The organism is Saccharothrix luteola, assembly GCF_020859565.1.
Lineage (GTDB): Bacteria > Actinomycetota > Actinomycetes > Mycobacteriales > Pseudonocardiaceae > Actinosynnema > Actinosynnema luteola.
Genome location: NZ_JAJHUO010000001.1, coordinates 89,382 through 105,003, shown reverse-complemented (window position 1 = coordinate 105,003; position 15,622 = coordinate 89,382). Strand labels below are relative to the sequence as shown.

General features: G+C 69.2%; 13 protein-coding genes. 3 read left to right on the top strand and 10 right to left on the bottom strand.

Annotated elements, in window-relative coordinates:
• Window positions 1–120: 120 nt before the first annotated feature.
• Together LNK82_RS00395 and LNK82_RS00390 are read right to left on the bottom strand one after the other, a co-directional pair.
• A complete protein-coding gene (locus tag LNK82_RS00395) occupies window positions 121–1,749 on the bottom strand; it encodes a pectate lyase family protein (protein ID WP_230564846.1) in 1,629 nt (542 codons plus the stop codon).
• Window positions 1,750–2,232: 483 nt separating this feature from the next.
• Window positions 2,233–2,511, bottom strand: coding sequence for a hypothetical protein (locus LNK82_RS00390; RefSeq protein WP_230564845.1), 279 nt, complete (start codon window positions 2,509–2,511; stop codon window positions 2,233–2,235).
• On the opposite strand from LNK82_RS00390, the gene LNK82_RS00385 reads away from it, so the two are divergent.
• Window positions 2,471–3,520, top strand: coding sequence for an NAD(P)-dependent alcohol dehydrogenase (locus LNK82_RS00385; protein ID WP_372470377.1), 1,050 nt, complete (start codon window positions 2,471–2,473; stop codon window positions 3,518–3,520). The genes LNK82_RS00390 and LNK82_RS00385 overlap by 41 nt on opposite strands.
• Window positions 3,521–3,663: 143 nt before the next feature.
• On the opposite strand, the gene LNK82_RS00380 is transcribed toward LNK82_RS00385, so the two are convergent.
• Window positions 3,664–4,824, bottom strand: coding sequence for a hypothetical protein (locus LNK82_RS00380; RefSeq protein WP_230564843.1), 1,161 nt, complete (start codon window positions 4,822–4,824; stop codon window positions 3,664–3,666).
• A 115-nt stretch (window positions 4,825–4,939) separates the two neighbouring features.
• Here LNK82_RS00380 and LNK82_RS00375 point away from each other — a divergent pair, with 115 nt between their 5' ends.
• Complete coding sequence (locus tag LNK82_RS00375; RefSeq protein ID WP_230564842.1) at window positions 4,940–6,085, top strand: glycoside hydrolase family 27 protein; 1,146 nt, start codon at window positions 4,940–4,942, stop codon at window positions 6,083–6,085.
• 131 nt (window positions 6,086–6,216) lie between these two features.
• Window positions 6,217–6,696, top strand: a complete 480-nt coding sequence (locus LNK82_RS00370; RefSeq protein ID WP_230564841.1) for an RICIN domain-containing protein — start codon at window positions 6,217–6,219, stop codon at window positions 6,694–6,696.
• Between the two features lie 85 nt (window positions 6,697–6,781).
• Here the strand turns inward: LNK82_RS00370 and LNK82_RS00365 are convergent, their stop codons facing one another.
• From LNK82_RS00365 to LNK82_RS00335, 7 genes are all read right to left on the bottom strand, one after another.
• Window positions 6,782–8,248 carry a glycosyltransferase family 2 protein gene (locus LNK82_RS00365; protein WP_230564840.1) on the bottom strand — a complete coding sequence of 489 codons (1,467 nt, stop codon included), beginning with the start codon at window positions 8,246–8,248 and terminating at the stop codon, window positions 6,782–6,784.
• Window positions 8,249–8,312: 64 nt separating this feature from the next.
• Window positions 8,313–8,726 (bottom strand): GtrA family protein, encoded by a 414-nt coding sequence (locus LNK82_RS00360; RefSeq protein ID WP_230564839.1) that lies wholly within the window; start codon window positions 8,724–8,726, stop codon window positions 8,313–8,315.
• Window positions 8,723–9,748 carry a glycosyltransferase family 2 protein gene (locus LNK82_RS00355; RefSeq protein ID WP_230564838.1) on the bottom strand — a complete coding sequence of 342 codons (1,026 nt, stop codon included), beginning with the start codon at window positions 9,746–9,748 and terminating at the stop codon, window positions 8,723–8,725. The genes LNK82_RS00360 and LNK82_RS00355 overlap by 4 nt, the downstream gene beginning before the upstream one ends.
• Window positions 9,745–12,036, bottom strand: coding sequence for a glycosyltransferase family 39 protein (locus tag LNK82_RS00350; RefSeq protein WP_230564837.1), 2,292 nt, complete (start codon window positions 12,034–12,036; stop codon window positions 9,745–9,747). The genes LNK82_RS00355 and LNK82_RS00350 overlap by 4 nt, the downstream gene beginning before the upstream one ends.
• 168 nt (window positions 12,037–12,204) lie before the next feature.
• On the bottom strand, window positions 12,205–12,654 hold the full coding sequence (locus tag LNK82_RS48170; RefSeq protein WP_372470387.1) for a molecular chaperone TorD family protein: 450 nt from the start codon (window positions 12,652–12,654) through the stop codon (window positions 12,205–12,207).
• A 353-nt stretch (window positions 12,655–13,007) separates the two neighbouring features.
• Window positions 13,008–14,645: a GMC oxidoreductase gene (locus LNK82_RS47480; protein ID WP_230564836.1), complete on the bottom strand. Its 1,638-nt coding sequence runs from the start codon at window positions 14,643–14,645 to the stop codon at window positions 13,008–13,010.
• Complete coding sequence (locus LNK82_RS00335; RefSeq protein ID WP_230564835.1) at window positions 14,642–15,550, bottom strand: alpha/beta fold hydrolase; 909 nt, start codon at window positions 15,548–15,550, stop codon at window positions 14,642–14,644. Before LNK82_RS00335 ends, LNK82_RS47480 begins: the two co-directional genes overlap by 4 nt.
• Window positions 15,551–15,622: the final 72 nt, after the last annotated feature.

The window sequence follows — 15,622 nt, the reverse complement described above, 5'->3', positions numbered from 1 at the left end:
GGCCCGGGCGGGGGGGGGGGGGGGGGGGGGGCCCCCCCCCCCCCCCGCGGGGGGCGGGGGGGGGGGGGGCCCCCCCGCCCCCCCCGTCCGGTTCGACCGCGTCCTGGTGGAGCCCCGCTGCTAGCAGGCGCCGTCCGACTCCTTCAGGCCCGTGCCGGCGCCCGCCGTGCGGCTCACGACGTTCGGCACGCAGGTGGCCTGGTCGAGGCGGAAGCTGTACGGGATGTTCACCGTGGTGGTGGACTTGACGTCCGGGCCGGCCGGGTTGGTGTCGCTGCCCGGGGCGGACCAGGTGATGTTGTCGAAGATGTTGCCGCTGACGTGCCAGTACCCGGCCTCGCTGGTGTAGAAGGTGCCCAGGACGTCCTTGGAGTTCTTGAAGTAGTTGTTGTCCACCTTGGCCCTGGCGCCGGCCCGCGAGTTGATGCCGGACTCGTTGAGGCTCACGTAGTAGTTGTTGTACATGTGGCCGATGCCGCCTCGCAGCAGGGGCGTCCGCGAGTCGATGTTCTCGTACAGGTTGTGGTGGTAGGTGACGTAACCGTTGGAACGGTCGCTCTCGCTGGACCCCACCAGCCCGCCACGACCGGAGTTGCGCAGGGTGCTGTAGGACAGGGTCACGTACTGGGTGTCGTCCTTCATGTCGAACAGGCCGTCGTAGCCCTCCGACTCACCGCCCGACGCCAGCAGCGTGGTGTGGTCGACCCAGACGTTGCGGACGCCGCTCTCCATGCCGATGGCGTCGCCACCGTTGGACGTGGGCGAGCCCGACTTCTTGACGTTCCGGATCGTCACGTTCCGGATGATGATGTTGCGGGACTCGCGGATGTGGATGCCGAGCTGGTCGAAGACGGCGCCGCTGCCGACGCCGATGATCGTGACGTTGCTGATCTGCTTGAGCTCGATCACCCCGGCGGCGGTCGAGCAGCTGTCGCCCGAGACCTTGTCGGTGTTGCCGTGGTTGATGGTGCCCTCGACCTGGATGATGATCGGGGTGCTGCTGGCGGCCCGGCTGCACAACGCCTGGTGGATCTGGGTGCCCGTGGTGGCCCGGACCGTCGCCCCGCCCTGACCGCCCGTGGTCCCACCGTTCTGGGACGCGTAACCGGTCGCGACGCCTGCGGGTGGGTTCGACGTCGTGGTCGACGTCGTCGTGCTGGTGGACGTCGAGGTGGACGTCGAGGTGGACGTGGAGGTCGACGTCGAAGTCGGCCCACCGCTCACCGGGGTGAACGTCCACTGCTTGGTGGCCACGCTGTCGCAGGAGTTGATCTGCACCCCGGCGCCGACGGCGGTCGAGCTGTCCTTGATGTTCATGCACTTGGTGCTGTTGGTGTCGACCACGCGGTAGTTGCTGCCGCTCGCGGTCACCGTCCAGGTCTGGCCGGCGCCGCCGGTGCACGCGACCTGCTGGATCGCCTTGCCCGCCGACGTGGACGCGTCCTGCACGCCGACGCACAGGCCCGTGGCGACCGAGCTGATCCGGTACCCGCCGCTGACCGCCGTGAACGTCCACTGCTGGCTGCTCGCGGTGCCGCACGACGCCTGCTGGAGTTGAACGCCCGCGGTCGTGGCCCCGTTGGGAACGTTGAGGCAGTGTCCGGTGCCCGCGTTCTTCACGGTGTACGTGCCCGCGCCGATCGCCGCCGACGCGGTCGTCACCGGCCAGGCGATGAGCGTGGCGGCCAACGCCGTGACGCCCGCCGCCGCTGCCGCGCCCGCACGCCATCGCGCGCGGTGGGGCCTCACGGCGCGCGTGGTGGGAGGTTGAACATTCATTGACAACTCCGCTTCTGACTTACCTGGGCGCCGGAACTGGCGTTGGCGAACTATTCACGCGAGGGGGAGGCCGGTGGGCGTGAATCCACCGGCACGCGATGGCCAATACCACGCGTCCAAGGTGCTTCCTCACGTCGTCGTGCCGGAAACCGCTTTCCCGTCGGATGTTAGATGGTTCGGAAGTGGCAGGTCAACATCGCTTTCGGCGGTTGGCATCGGACAGGTGTCGAATGTCATCGAACGCCGAGGTCGAAGGTGGTCCAACTGATCATCGACCGGCTGTGTGATCAATGCGGGCAGTCATACTCGTGAACAGAAACGACGGGTTTCGGTCACACTTGTGAACAATAGGGCCACCAGTAGCTGCATTCAGGTCGGCAGTGGCGGTCCTGACTGCGCCCGTGTGAACCCGGAAGTAGGCCGGCAGCGCGTCGGACACGCGGTCTGAACGGATCAGCCGACGTCGGCCGCCACGCCCTCGTAGACGTAGCCGCTGCTGATCGCCGAATTCACCTCTGCCGGATTGGTCATCAGCACGTGGTCGCCGTTACCGGCGCGAACAGAGCGTTCCCCCGCGCCTGGTTCATCGCCGACCAAGCCGCGGCTGACCGGGGGTGACGTGCCGCCGCACGGAGTGTCCCTCGGATACGCTGCACGGCGTCGCTCTGCCCCCCGATTCACCGCGAAGGACATGATGACTTCCGCGCGCGCGTACACCGCGACCTCCGCCACCGACCCGCTCGCTCCCGGTGTCGTGGAACGACGTGCTGTGGGTCCGAAGGACGTGCTCATCAGGATCGCCTGGGCCGGGATCTGCCACTCCGACATCCACACCGTCCGGGGTGACTGGGGTCCGGTGTCCTACCCCCTCACCGTCGGGCACGAGATCGCCGGGATCGTCGCGGAGGTCGGGCCGGAGGTCACCGCGCACGCGGTCGGCGACCGGGTCGGTGTCGGCTGCATGGTGGACTCCTGCCGTGAGTGCCCGAACTGCCTGTCGGGCCACGAGCAGTACTGCCTGCGCGGTTTCACCGACACCTACAACGGCGTGGACCGCGAAGGCCGCGTCACCCAGGGCGGCTACTCGTCCCACATCGTCGTCGACGAGCACTTCGTGCTGCGCATCCCGGACGCCATCCCGTTCGAGAAGGCGGCCCCGCTGCTGTGCGCGGGGATCACGACGTACTCGCCGCTGCGGCGCTGGAACGCCGGGCCCGGCAAGAAGGTCGCCGTCGTCGGCCTGGGCGGGCTCGGCCACATGGCGGTCAAACTGGCCCACGCGATGGGGGCCGAGGTGACCGTGCTGTCGCAGAGCCCGCGCAAGCGTGAGGACGGGCTGCGCTTCGGCGCCGAGCACTACCACGCGACCAGCGACCCGACGACGTTCGAGCGGTTGGCGAACAGCTTCGACCTGATCATCAACACGGTCAGCGCCCCGATGGACCTCGACCGCTACCTGCGGTTGCTCACCCTCGACGGCACGCTCGTGAACGTGGGCGCGCCACCAGAGCCGGTCCCGGTGACCCTGTTCACGCTCTTCGCGAACCGCCGCTCGTTCGCCGGATCGACGATCGGCGGCATCGCCGAGACCCAGGAGATGCTCGACTTCTGCGCCGAGCACGGCATCGCCCCCGAGGTCGAGGTCGTGCGCGCCGACGAGGTCAACGACGCGTGGCAGCGCGTCCTCGACTCCGACGTCCGATACCGGTTCGTCATCGACATCGCCACCCTCTCCACCTGACCGGCCCGAGGCCCGCGCGGTGGTCGAAGGGCCGACGAGGTCCTCAACCGCGATGACCGCTTCCCCTCCTGCGGTCCGGCCGTCGAGGTGGGGACGCCGGCGCGATCACCTGGACCGCGCCGGCGTCCGCACTCGAGCTGCGACTACCTCCCGGCCACGGTGCACGAAGCGGTCGCGGTCGTGGTCGGGTCGCTCTCCGACCTGGCGGTGAGGGTCACCTTCGACACCGCCGGGCCGCCGTCGCGCCGCACGTGCACCGGCACCTCCACCTGGCCGCCGAAGCCCGCCGTCGCGAGCGCGTTGGGCACCTCGACCGACCAGCCGCTCGCCTCCGCCTTCGCCGCCACGCGGTACACGTCGCCGTCGAGGTAGCGGCCCACGGGCTCCGGGTGCTGACCGGCAGGCGCGGCGGCGCGGCCGGTGTTGAGCAGCGGGAACCGGCACGTGGCCACGCCGTCCGTGCCGGTGCGGCCGGCGGTCGGCAGGACCCGCACCCCGCGCCGCTGCGGGCCCGCGCCGTCCAGCGACCGGATCGCCACCACGTAGGACAGGACGCCCTGGCGGTCGCGCTTGACGTCCAGCACGTAGAAGTGCAGCCGGTTGGCCGCGTCGACGTGCTCGTACTCGCTGCCCGAGTTCGTACCGGCGTGGAACAGGGCGTCCGACAGCTGTCGGTAGTCGCCCACCGTGATCGGCACCCGGGTCCCGTCCGGCAGGACGTAGTCGGTCATGCCGATGTCCTGCGGGTTGGCGTCGACCACCCACGCGAACGGCGCCTGGTCCTGGTTCTTGGTCTTGGCCACCAGCACGCCCGCGTCCGGCGTGAACGAGTCCGCGCCCATCCGGTCCACGACCTCGACCGTGTAGTTCTGGTAGCCACCGCCGTCGCAGAACTGGTCGGTCCGGATGTCGCAGGCGGGTGACAGGTCACCCGTGCCCAGGGCGATGTTGACACCCGACAGGCCGCTCGGCCCCGGCTGGACGGTGCGCGCCGTCACCTCGGCCACGACGATCCCGGAGTGGGCCAGCGCCTCCCTGGACAGGCGCAGCACGTTGCGCTCGTCGACGATCCCGAGCTTGATCTTGTTGCGGAGCACGTGCTGGGCGCCCATCGACCCGCCCGCCGTCGTCGGGATGACCCAGCGGGAGTGCGGGCCGCCCGGACCGTTGAACGAACCGCGCGACAGCATGTCCCAGATACCGGTGTACGCGCGGCGCGGCGGGTTGCCGTACGGGTCGCCGAAGGCTGACTCGCCGCCGTGGCGGCGGGGCCGCCCCACGTGGGCCAGGACGGCCGGGCCCACGGCTCGGTGAAGATCCGGGTTCCGGGTTTCCTCCCCGCTGCGTTGCTGGTTCCGTGGAGGCACGTCGCTCTTCCCGGAGGATGTCATGCGTCGGTCGGTGGTTCGGGTGGCTGTGGTGGCATCGCTGGTTTCCGCGGTCGTCGTGGTGGAGCCTCTCGCGGGCCGCTCCGCGTCGCCAGGTCTGGCGCCGACTCCGCCGATGGGGTGGAACTCGTGGAACCGCTTCGGCTGCGACATCGGTGAGCGGTTGGTCCGCGAGATCGCGGACAGGGTGGTGGAGTCCGGGATGCGTGACGCCGGCTACACCTACCTGAACCTGGATGACTGCTGGATGGCGCGTGAGAGAGACGAGCACGGACGGCTGGTGCCGGATCCGGTGAAGTTCCCCGACGGCCTCCGGCCCGTGGCCGACTACGTGCACGAGCGCGGGTTGAAGTTCGGTGTCTACGCCGACGCGGGTTCGAAGACGTGCGCCGGTTACCCCGGCAGCTTGGGTCATGAGCAGGTCGACGCGCGCAGCTTCGCTGAGTGGGGCGTCGACTACCTCAAGTACGACAACTGCAACAACGACGACAGCCCGGCGGCGGACCGGTACGGGAAGATGGGGCGCGCGCTGCGGGAATCGGGCAGGCAGATCGTGTTCAGCATCTGTGAGTGGGGACACGAGCGGCCGTGGGAGGGCTGGGGTCGGCAGGCGGGTGGTCACCTGTGGCGCACGACCCGTGACATCACCGACTCGTGGGCGAGTTGGACCGCGCTGCTCGACCTCCAGGTCGGGCTGGAGGAGCACTCCGGGCCGAACGGCTGGAACGACCCGGACATGCTGGAGGTCGGCAACGGCGGCATGGCCGATCACGAGGATCGGGCGCACTTCACGATGTGGGCGCTGTTGAACGCACCGTTGATCGCGGGCAACGACCTGAGGGCGATGGGCGCGGAGACCAAGGACGTCCTGCTCAACCGCGACCTCATTGCCGTCAACCAGGACTGGGGCGGGAAGCAGGGGCGCCGGTTGCGCGACGACGGCGAGCAGGAGGTGTGGGCGAAACCGATGTCGGACGGTTCGGCCGCCGTGGTGCTGTTCAACAGAGCGTCGACCGACCGCGAGATCGGCGTCACCGTCGCCGCGGTTGGCCTGCCGTCCGCCGCGGAGTACCGGGTGGTCGACCTGTGGACCAAAGCCGAGGGCGTGACCACCGGCGAGTTGCGCGCCCGCGTGCCCGCCCACTCCGTCGTGGCGTACCGGGTCTGGCTGATGTGAGCGACCACCATGGAGAGGTCACTCGCACGAGTGTCGTCCGAGCTGATCCGTTGGGAGTGCGGCAATTGCCGGGTAGGGTCGCTTTCGGTCCGTCTCCTAACGGGAATTGATCAACAATGACTTCCGGAATCATGCGAAAAGCGTTCGTCACGGTCGCCGCGGCACTGCTCGGCGGCTCCCTCATCGGCTTCTCCGGCACCGCGTCGGCCGCGGATCCCGGAATGATCCGCAACGTCGCCGGCGCTCGCTGCTTGGACGCCGACCTGGGCACCATCGGCGTTGATGGTACCAAGGTGCAGCTGTGGGACTGCCACCGAGACGACAACCAGTTGTGGGACTTCGAGCCCGGTGGCCTCATCCGCAACAGCCAGAGCGGGCGTTGCCTGGACGCCGAACTGGAGGGCATCTCCAAGAACGGCACAAAGGTCCAGCTGTGGGACTGCCACGCCGACGAGAACCAGATCTGGGACTACGACGTCGATCGCGGAGCGCTGATCAACTACATGAGTGGGCGGTGCCTGGACGCCGACCCCGGCACGATCAACGAAAACGGCACCGTGATGCGGCTGTGGGATTGTCACGGCGGGGCCAACCAACGGTGGTCCCTCTGACCGTGCGCGGACGTCGGGCGTTCGCGCGGAAATGCCGTGGAGCACGACCGGGATTCGCGGTCGGGCGTTTCGTCCGCCCGCGCACTCAGCCGAGCGGCGAGCGGTGCGGGACGCGGCGGGCCTGGCGATCATCGACCAGGCCGTGGCGCGTGAGCTCCCAGTGGTGGCGCTTGCTGGGACGCGAGAGCTGGATCAGTGCCTTGTAGGCGGCGACGCTCATCAACGCCCAGTACAGGGGGACGGTGAGCACGGTCGGCACGGCGCGGTGGAGGCCGCGTTCCATGCAGCCCGCCATGAAGTGGTACAGCACCGCGAGGTTGCCCCCCAGCATGGCGGCGGTTCCCGCGTAGAGCACCGCCGGCGGGAACAGGGGTTCGATCCGCTCAGGGCCCATGACGAGGCACAGGCACGTCAGCGACCAGAACAGGGGATTGGCCAGCGTGGTGATGGTGGTGAAGCCGAAGGTCAGCTGGAAGCCGATGAAACCCCAGGCGCCCAGGTCCCGCAGCAGCCGCCACGGGTTGCGCATGTGCACCAGCCAGGTCTGGCAGTAGCCCTTGATCCAGCGGCTGCGTTGGCGCACCCAGTTGCGCAGTTCGCTGTTGGCCTCCTCGTAGGTGGTCGAATCGATGATCCGCACGTCCCAGCCCCGACGTGCGATGCGCACGCCCAGGTCGGCGTCCTCGGTGACGTTGTGCGGATCCCAGCCGCCGAGCGCGCGCAGGGCATCGACCCGGAAGTGGTTGGACGTGCCGCCCAGCGGGATGGGCAGGCGCAGGCGGTCCAGCCCTCGCAGCGCCAAGGCGAAGTTCGCCGCGTACTCGGCGGCGAAGTGGCGGGTCAGCCAGTTCGTCCAGGGGTTCCAGTAGGCCAGCTCGGCTTGCACGCACACCACCCGGTCCGGTTGCGCCTCGAACGCGATCGCGGCCTTTCGCAGCTGGTCTGCCTCGGGGTGGTCCTCGGCGTCGTAGATGACGCACAGCTCGCCGGTGGCGAGGCCCAGACCGGCGTTGCACGCGTTCGGTTTGGTGCGCGGCCCACCTCCGGGCACGAGCACCACCTCGAACTCCGGGGGCAGGTCGAGGCGGTCCAGTGCCGGGCGGGTGATCTCGTCGTCCTGTTCGACGAGCAGCAACACCTGCAGCCGGTGGGCGGGGTAGTCGAGCCGGTGGATCGTCTCGACCAGGCCCGGCACCACCACCTCCTCTCGGTGCAGCGGGATGAGCACCGTGTAGCGCGGCAGGTCCCGTGCCGCTGCCAGGTCCTCGTCCCGCACCCGGATGATCCGCGCGCCGGGACCGGCGGTCACCAGCAGGCACCGGAAGCAGATGACCGCCAGGTAGACGATCGTCGTCGCGGCCACGAACACCTGCGCCCACCACAGCGGGTGCGGTGCCATCCCGGTGACGGCGCCCGCGAGGATCGCGCAGGCCAGGAGGATGGACGTCGTGGTCAGCGCGACCTTCTGGCCGTGGCTGAGCAGTGCGAAAGCGCTGTACCGCTCGGGGAGGGCTGGGTCGGCCGCTCGGCGTCGCGGGGGACTGGTCGTCATGGGCGCTGTGGTTCCGATCGTCGGTCGGGGCTTCCGAGAGGTCTTCTCGTGGAGGTGGACGCGGTCACTCGGTCGGTCGCCACGACCGGAAGACGATCCTGGTGCAGAGGACGTAGCTCCACACCAGTCCGAGTGCCAAAGCCGTCAGCTTGGGTCCCATGACGGCCGTCAGGGTGGTGGTAGTGGCGAAGAGATCCGCGGTCGCGGTGATCACCAGTGGTTGGACGACCCACAGCCCTGATGCCGTGCACAGGATGAAGAGCGGGAGCTGGGTCCGCAGGGCACCCGACCGGGCTCGGAAGGTGAACGACCTGTTGAGCGGGTAGCTCACCGCCATGCACAGCGAGGTGGAGATCAGGTTCGCCGGGAACATCGGTATTCCCAGGACCGCGAGCCAGGTGTAGCCGAGCAGGTCCGCGAGGGTGTTCACGACACCGACCGCGCAGAAGCGCAGACTCGTGCCGGTGACCGCCTTCACGGGCGGAGGATCCGATCGCTCGTCCTCTCGGACGGGTCCGCCGCGGTTTGCGCCGGTATGCGTTGACCAGTGGCCGTGCGCACCGACGCGACGATGTAGAGCGGTCGCCGTTGTGCTTCGGCATAGGTCCGGCCGATGTAGCTGCCCAGCACGCCCTGCATGGTGAGCTGCACACCGCTGAGGAAGAACATCGCGATGGCCGTGAACGCCCAACCGGGTACCGCCGTCTCCGGTGCGAGGATCTTCACCCCGGCGGTGTACAGGATGCCGAGGAAGCTCAGCAAGGAGATGCCGTAGCCGAGTCGGCTGATCAGCTTGAGCGGGGCCGTGGAGAAGCCGAGGAGGCCGTCGGCGGCCAGCCCCAGCATCTTGCTCAAGGGGTAGCCGGTCCTGCCGGCGTGTCGTTCGTCGCGGTCGAACAACACCCCGGTCTGCCGGAAACCGATGTAGCTGACCAGGCCGCGCAGGAACCGGTCGCGCTCGCGGAACTTGCGCAGCTCCTCGACCACCTTGCGGTCGAGGAGCCGGAAGTCGCCGGTGTCGCGCGGGATGTCGACCGAAGCTATCTTGCGCAGGACCCAGTAGAACGCCCTCGCCGTGACCTTCTTGAACGTTGAGTCGACGCGGGAGCGGCGCTGCGCGTACACCACCTCGTAGCCCTGCTGCCACTTCGCGATCAGGTCGAGGCTGACCCGCGGCGGGTCCTGGAGGTCGCTGTCCATGATGATCACGGCGTCGGCGAGGTCGAGACCCGCGGTGATCGCCGCCTGGTGGCCGAAGTTGCGCGCCAGTTCGACCACGGTGACGCGGTGGTCCACGTCAGCCAGTGCCTGCAGGCGTCCGGCGGAGTCGTCCTGGCTGCCGTCGTCCACGTAGATGAAGGTGAAGCGGTAGCGGTCGGCGAGCGCCTGCGTGACCCTGCACACCGCGCGGTGCAGCAGCTCGACGGTCTTCGCCTCGTTGTAGACGGGGAAGACGTAGGCGATGGACCGCCGCTCACCGGTGGCTTGGACGTCGTTCACGGGGAGTGCCGATCGGTCACCGGGGCCTCGACGTGACGGTAGAAGATGTGGTGGTCGTCGGCGTATGCCGGCTTGTACGGGAAGTGCATCAAAGGACTGTCGTGCAGGTGTCGCCACACCTCGTCTTCGCCACCGGGCGTGCGACGCAGGTGGATCCAGCGGATCCCGTGCCCCGAAGGGTCGGCCAGGGCAGCCTCCCACTGGCGGAAGCTGCCCTCGTACACCACCTGCCGCGTGGGTACGCGGGAGTCGAAGCAGACCGTCTCGTTGCTCCACGACTGCATCAGCACCCGGCCGCCGTCGTAGTGCTCGCGCAGCCAGGCCGCAGCTTGTGCGTCGACGCGCTCGGCGGCGCCCGCACGGAAGGCGGCGGCCTCCTGTGCCGTCGCGGTTCCCACGAGGCCCAGGTGGGCGCAACCTGCCAGCGCCGCGACCGCGGGCACCGACCGGAGCAACGTCCGATCCGCGAGCACGACCAGGTAAGCGGTGAAAACCGCGGCGGGCAGGACCATGACGAGCGCGAACCGGATGTTGTAGAGGTCGCCGCTGATCTCGGGCACGTGCAGCGGTCGTTGACCCGAGTACAGCGCGCAGACGAAGAACGGCGGGAACACCAGCAGGGGCAACGGTGCCAGGGCCTGGTGGCGCAGCCTGGTCCGCCACGCGAAGCAGAGCAGCCCGGCGCCGGCCGTCAGCAGGGCGATCGGCCCGAGAGCGTGTGCTGCGGCGTAGAGGTAGGTCCTCAGCGCCGTGCCCCAGTCACCGACGGCCCGCTCCTGTTCACCGACCCACAGCGCCGGCTTGGCGAACTCGCCGCGCACGAAGTTCAGCGGATCGTCGAAGATCGCGGCGTTCCACACCGCCCAGCCGACCACTCCGCTGACCGCGAGGCAGCCGAAGAACACCAGGTCCGCCCGCACGAGGACGAAGGGGGTCGACTCCGTCCTCGACCGCTGCCAGGAGCGCACTCCGACGACCACCGCCACCGCTACCAGGAACGCCCACCCCTCGTAACGCACCAGGGTGGCGCCGAGGACGGCGATGGAGGTCGCCAGCAGGTGGCGGTAGTGACCCTCCTGGCACCAGCGCAGCAAGTGCCACGTCGCCGCGGCCAGGCAGGCAAACAGCAGCGCCTCGGTCATCGGTGTGCTCTGCATGTACAGGACGTTGGAGTTGGCGCAGAAGACCAGTGCCGCGGTGACCCCGCCCGCGCGGCGCCCGGTGAGCGCGAAGCCGATGCGGTAGAGCCATCCCGCCGTCGCGACGTAGGCGGACATCGACACCGCGCTGGGCAGGATCCCAGCGTGGTACCAGGACTCGGTCAGGACGAGCGGCAGCGCCAGCAGGTGCGACAGCGGCAGCCAGACCCCACCGAGCTGAGCGGCGCCGGGTGTCGACGCGTCCAGTACCCGTCGGGAGATCAGCAGGTGCGACACCGCGTCCGGGTAGGCCAAGGTCATCCCGCTGGAGGCGACCACGGCGCAAGCGCCCACCGACAGCGCCGCCGCGACCAGGAGCACCGCCCGCAGGACCGGGTCACATGGCCGAGCCACCCGACCGGCGACCCGGCCGAGCCGGCGTGAACGGACCGAACCTCTCCGCGCATCCGGCACGGACGCGAACTCGACGCCTTGCTCGTCCCCGCGCACGTGCAGGACGGGGACGGATAGGATCCTCGCGTCACGGCGCCGCAGCCCGGCGAGCAAGTCCGCGTGCGTCACCGGGGCTCCCGCGGTCGAGTCCAGGCCAGTCAACGCTCGCCGGTCGACGAGGTGGTGAGCCGGACGCGGCGAGTGGCGATCCGATCGCGGCTGGATGATGCCGACCGCGGTCCGCAGCCGAGCGGCCATCCCGCGACGCGGAGCGTCGAAGCGGTCGCACGAACACCCGACGACGAGCTCGGCGCGCTCTTCGCGCGCCACCGTCAGAAGGGCGGGCAGGTCGGCGGAAGAACGGAGTTCGGTGAGGAAGACCCGTCTGTGGTCGGTCTGCGCCAAGGCCACAGCCAGGTCCGTGCGCGGCGACGGCCCCTCGCCACGGCCAGAGTCGTCGTGGATTGCCTTCACCCGATCGGGATAGCGGTGCGTCAACCCGTCCGCGATCTGCTCGACGGTGGCGGAGCTGTCGGGCGGGAGCAGGAGGAGCACGCAGTGCCGCTCACCCTCGACCTCCAGAGCGGACAAGAGTTTCTCCACCTCTGCCGCCAGGTCGACCTCGTCCCGTCGAAGGGAGATGACCACGGCCACACCCTCGGCGGCGCGCGGCTCGGACGGGTCCGGGCGGAACATCGACCCGATCACTCCTCGTGGAAGGGAACGATTCGTCGCAGGCTCGGCGGGGAGCGCCAGGTCACGACGCCCGGCAGCCCCTTCCACGAGGAAGCATGGGTGCCCAGGTCCGGCCCCGCAAGCGGAACGATTCGCGCATCGCCGACTTGCACCCACGCAGGTGATGGATCACCCGTCAACGGGTGGGTCGGTGACGGCGGTTCTCACCGACCTGATCGGCATCGGTCGGTGCGGACTTCCCGGTGTCCGACGTGGACGCAGATACGGAGGGTGAGGAGTGCTCGTGCGGATGTCAGCCAGAGGTGGTCGCCGGCGCATCGCCGACTCGCCGGCACCTCGGCCCCGTGCCTGCTGCCACCCGGTTGGACCGTTTCGACCGACGACCACTTCACCGGCCCGACCTCGGCGACGCTCACCCTTCCGCCTCCGGCGGGCCGGTCGCGGCCAGGCGGCGGTGAACTCCAGCACGATGGCGAGCTGGTCGGGCAGCTCGCCATCATCCGGTTCGAGTCCGGTGGCCGGGTAGGCGTGCTTGAACCGCAGCAGCGCCATGCCGCGCTTACGGATGTCGCCGTAGGCGAAGTAGGTCGGGTAAGGGCTGAATCGCTCGGAAACCACGGGTCCGATCTGACAGCTGTTGTGCCGGGTCAACGTCCACCGCGCCCGTGAGGGCGAACGCCGCCGACTAGGTCACCCTGTTGGATGCCGCCGCGATGAGGCAGTTCGTCGCCAGCCGGGTCCGGTTACACGTCATCCGGCTATCCGCCTACGCCCCCGACCTCAACCCCACCGAGGGCGTCTGGTCCCACGTCGAACGAAGCCTCGGCAACACGCCGCCACCAACGTGGACCACCTCGCCGACATCGTGCGCAACCGGCTCAAACGCATCCAGTACCGACCCGAACTCCTGGCCGGCTTACTCGCCCAGACCGGCCTCACCCTCGATCCAGAGCCACTTGAATCCTGACCATTCAACCTCTGTGAGCGCGGGTGAAGTCGGCGATGATCTCGTCGAGGCACCGTTCGACGACTGCTGCGATGGTCAGTGCTGGGTTGACGGCGGCTGTGGAACCGGGCATGAGGGAGCCGTCCAGGCAGTACAGGCCGCGGTAGCCGTGCAGCCTCCCGTAGGCGTCGGTGCTCTTTCCCAGTACGACGCCGCCGACGGGATGAGCGACGACAGGGCGGGTCGGCCGGCTGGGTATCACCGGGCGTCCGCGGGGCATGTACCGCGCGACGTGGCGGACGAGGCCGTCCACGGCATCCCGGGAGGTGGCGTCGTACTCGGCCTTCCAGTGCAGCTTGGTCTTGCCGTCCGGCGTCATCGTCCACTGTCCGAAGTGGTCGGAGATCCCCATTCCGAGACAGGCGAGGAGCCCTGAGCCTACCGGGAAGGGCATGGGTGAGTGCATCACGCCGGCCGTGCCGTCGGACTTGCGTATGAGGACCGCCGGTGGACCGCCCTGTGGTGCGCCGATCGGTATCAAGGACGTCCTGATCATGGTCAGGTGATCGCCGTTGGATCCCCAACCTCTCCCGACGGATTCGTGCAGGTGCGGCAGGGCGCCGGTCTCGCGTGCGGTGAGCAGGATTCGCGGTGTGTGGACCCCGGCCGCGAGGATCAGCCTGTCGCAGACGAATGCCAGGCGCTCGACGGCTGTTCCGCTCTCGTCCAGGTGTTCGGCGATCACGCGGTAGAGGCCGCTGCGATCCTGGGTCACGTGCGTCACCCGGTGAAGCGCTCGCACCGTGGTCTTGCCGGATGCTTCGGCCCGTGCGAGGTACGTGCGATCCACGCTCATCTTCGCGCCGCTGTTGCAGCCGGTGAAGTGGTACTGGCCGATCACCGCCGAGGCTGTCTCGGTGCCGTCGAGTTCGCCTCGGACGGTGTCGAAGTCGTAGTTGCTCATGATGGTCTCGGCCGAGAGCCCTGACCGTTTCGCCGCGAGGCCCCACAGGCGGTTCGACTCGTAGGGCGTCCGGGCGAGCAGGTCGTCGGGGAACGGGGCGGCACCCAGGCGCTTGCGCGCCCGGGGGTAGTAGACGCGGTCGAGCTCGTCGTAGTCCACTTCGGCGGGGAACAACTGTCGGAAGGGGCCGGGGCGAGGCTGGGCGAGGACGCCTCCGTAGACCAGTGTCCCACCGCCGACGCCCGCGCCGCTGAGGATGACGACGCCGTCCTGGGTGTTCACGTCCAGCAGGCCGGTCGAGCGCGGTAGCGCCGCCGACAGTGTGCGACGGAGCAGCGACAGCAGAGGCCCACGTGCCGGCGGTAGGGGGGTCGAGTCGTCGTCCAGCCACACCAGTCGGCTGTCCGGGGAGGGGAACGCGGGGAAGGTGTCACCGGCAGGTGTGACAGGCCAGCGCCGGCCCCGTTCGAGGACCACGTTCTCCACGCCGGCCTCGGCGAGGCGGAAGGCCGTGATGCTCCCACCCACACCCGATCCTATGATCACGACCTCGTGCCGTTCCTCGCGTTCGGCGTGCGTGTCGCCTGCGTACGACGGCGCGGCGCTCCTGGCGGTTCTTGGGACGCGGGTTCGGCCGGCCACCTCGGTTTCCGGTGTGGCGCGTTCCTGGGTTTCATCGTCCAGGGTGTCGTCGTTCACGGGTGTCCTCCCGCCTCGGTGTTCGAGCGACCGCTCGGCGATGTGAGTTCCGGGTCGTCGCGGACGAAGGAGCCGAGTGCGTCCATGAACTCTTCGGGACTGTCCAAGTAGGAGACGTGCCCGGCTCCCGCCAGGACGGTGAAGCGGCCGTCCGGGAGTCGGCGTGCCGCCGCCAATCCCTGCCACAGGGGGAGAAGCCGGTCGAAGCCGCCCCAGATCACCAGGGTTGGCACGGTGATCTCGTGCAGGCGGTCGGCCACAGTGATGCTCTCGCGCTGGCCGGTGATGCCGGCGCACGCCCGGAGCACCTTGAGCGAGGTCCGCAGTGCCTGTCGTGATCGGGCCAGCCGGAGCTGGGCCGCCCAGGTCTTCACCGGGATGCGCCAGGGCTGGCGCAGCAGGAGATTGCTCGAGAGCGTCATCGCGGCGGCGCCGCCGGGGAGGGAGAGGACAGCGGATGCCAGGTCGGCTGCGCGCTCGGGCAGCACGGCCAGCGCGATGGCCGCCGGGTGGACTGCCCGGCCGAGGCCGGAGGCGTCGACCAGCGTCAGTCTGCTGACCGCGCGTGGATTCTGCAGGGCCAGTTCGGCTACCACGAGTCCGCCGAAGGAGTGGCCCACCGCGATCACGGATTCCACTCCCAGGACGTCGAGGAAGTCGGCGACGAACGAGGCCACCGCGGTGGGGCGGACGTCCGGGCACGGGCTGGTACCGCCCAGTCCGGGCAACGACAGCGCGATGGCCCGGTGTGTCAGGGCGAGTTCGTTCATGACCGGGAACCAGTCCTGGGGGTTGGTTGCGACACCGGGCACCAGCAGGACCACCGGGCCTTCTCCGGCGTCGTAGAAGAGTGTGGAGAGCCCTTTCACCAGAACACGCCGCTTGGTCGGTTCCCGGTCGTTCATGCGATTCCTCCTTGAGCTGTGTGAGACGGTCGCCGCGCTCGGCGCCTTCGCCGCTCGGGCTCCCGGAACAGG

Bases quoted from the DNA above. Each gene is read 5' to 3' on its own strand.
- LNK82_RS00385 (WP_372470377.1), top strand. From the start codon at position 2,471: ATGATGACTTCCGCGCGCGCGTACACCGCGACCTCCGCCACCGACCCG.
- LNK82_RS00335 (WP_230564835.1), bottom strand. From the start codon at position 15,550: ATGAACGACCGGGAACCGACCAAGCGGCGTGTTCTGGTGAAAGGGCTC.
- LNK82_RS00350 (WP_230564837.1), bottom strand. From the start codon at position 12,036: ATGTTCCGCCCGGACCCGTCCGAGCCGCGCGCCGCCGAGGGTGTGGCC.
- LNK82_RS00365 (WP_230564840.1), bottom strand. From the start codon at position 8,248: ATGACGACCAGTCCCCCGCGACGCCGAGCGGCCGACCCAGCCCTCCCC.
- LNK82_RS00370 (WP_230564841.1), top strand. From the start codon at position 6,217: ATGCGAAAAGCGTTCGTCACGGTCGCCGCGGCACTGCTCGGCGGCTCC.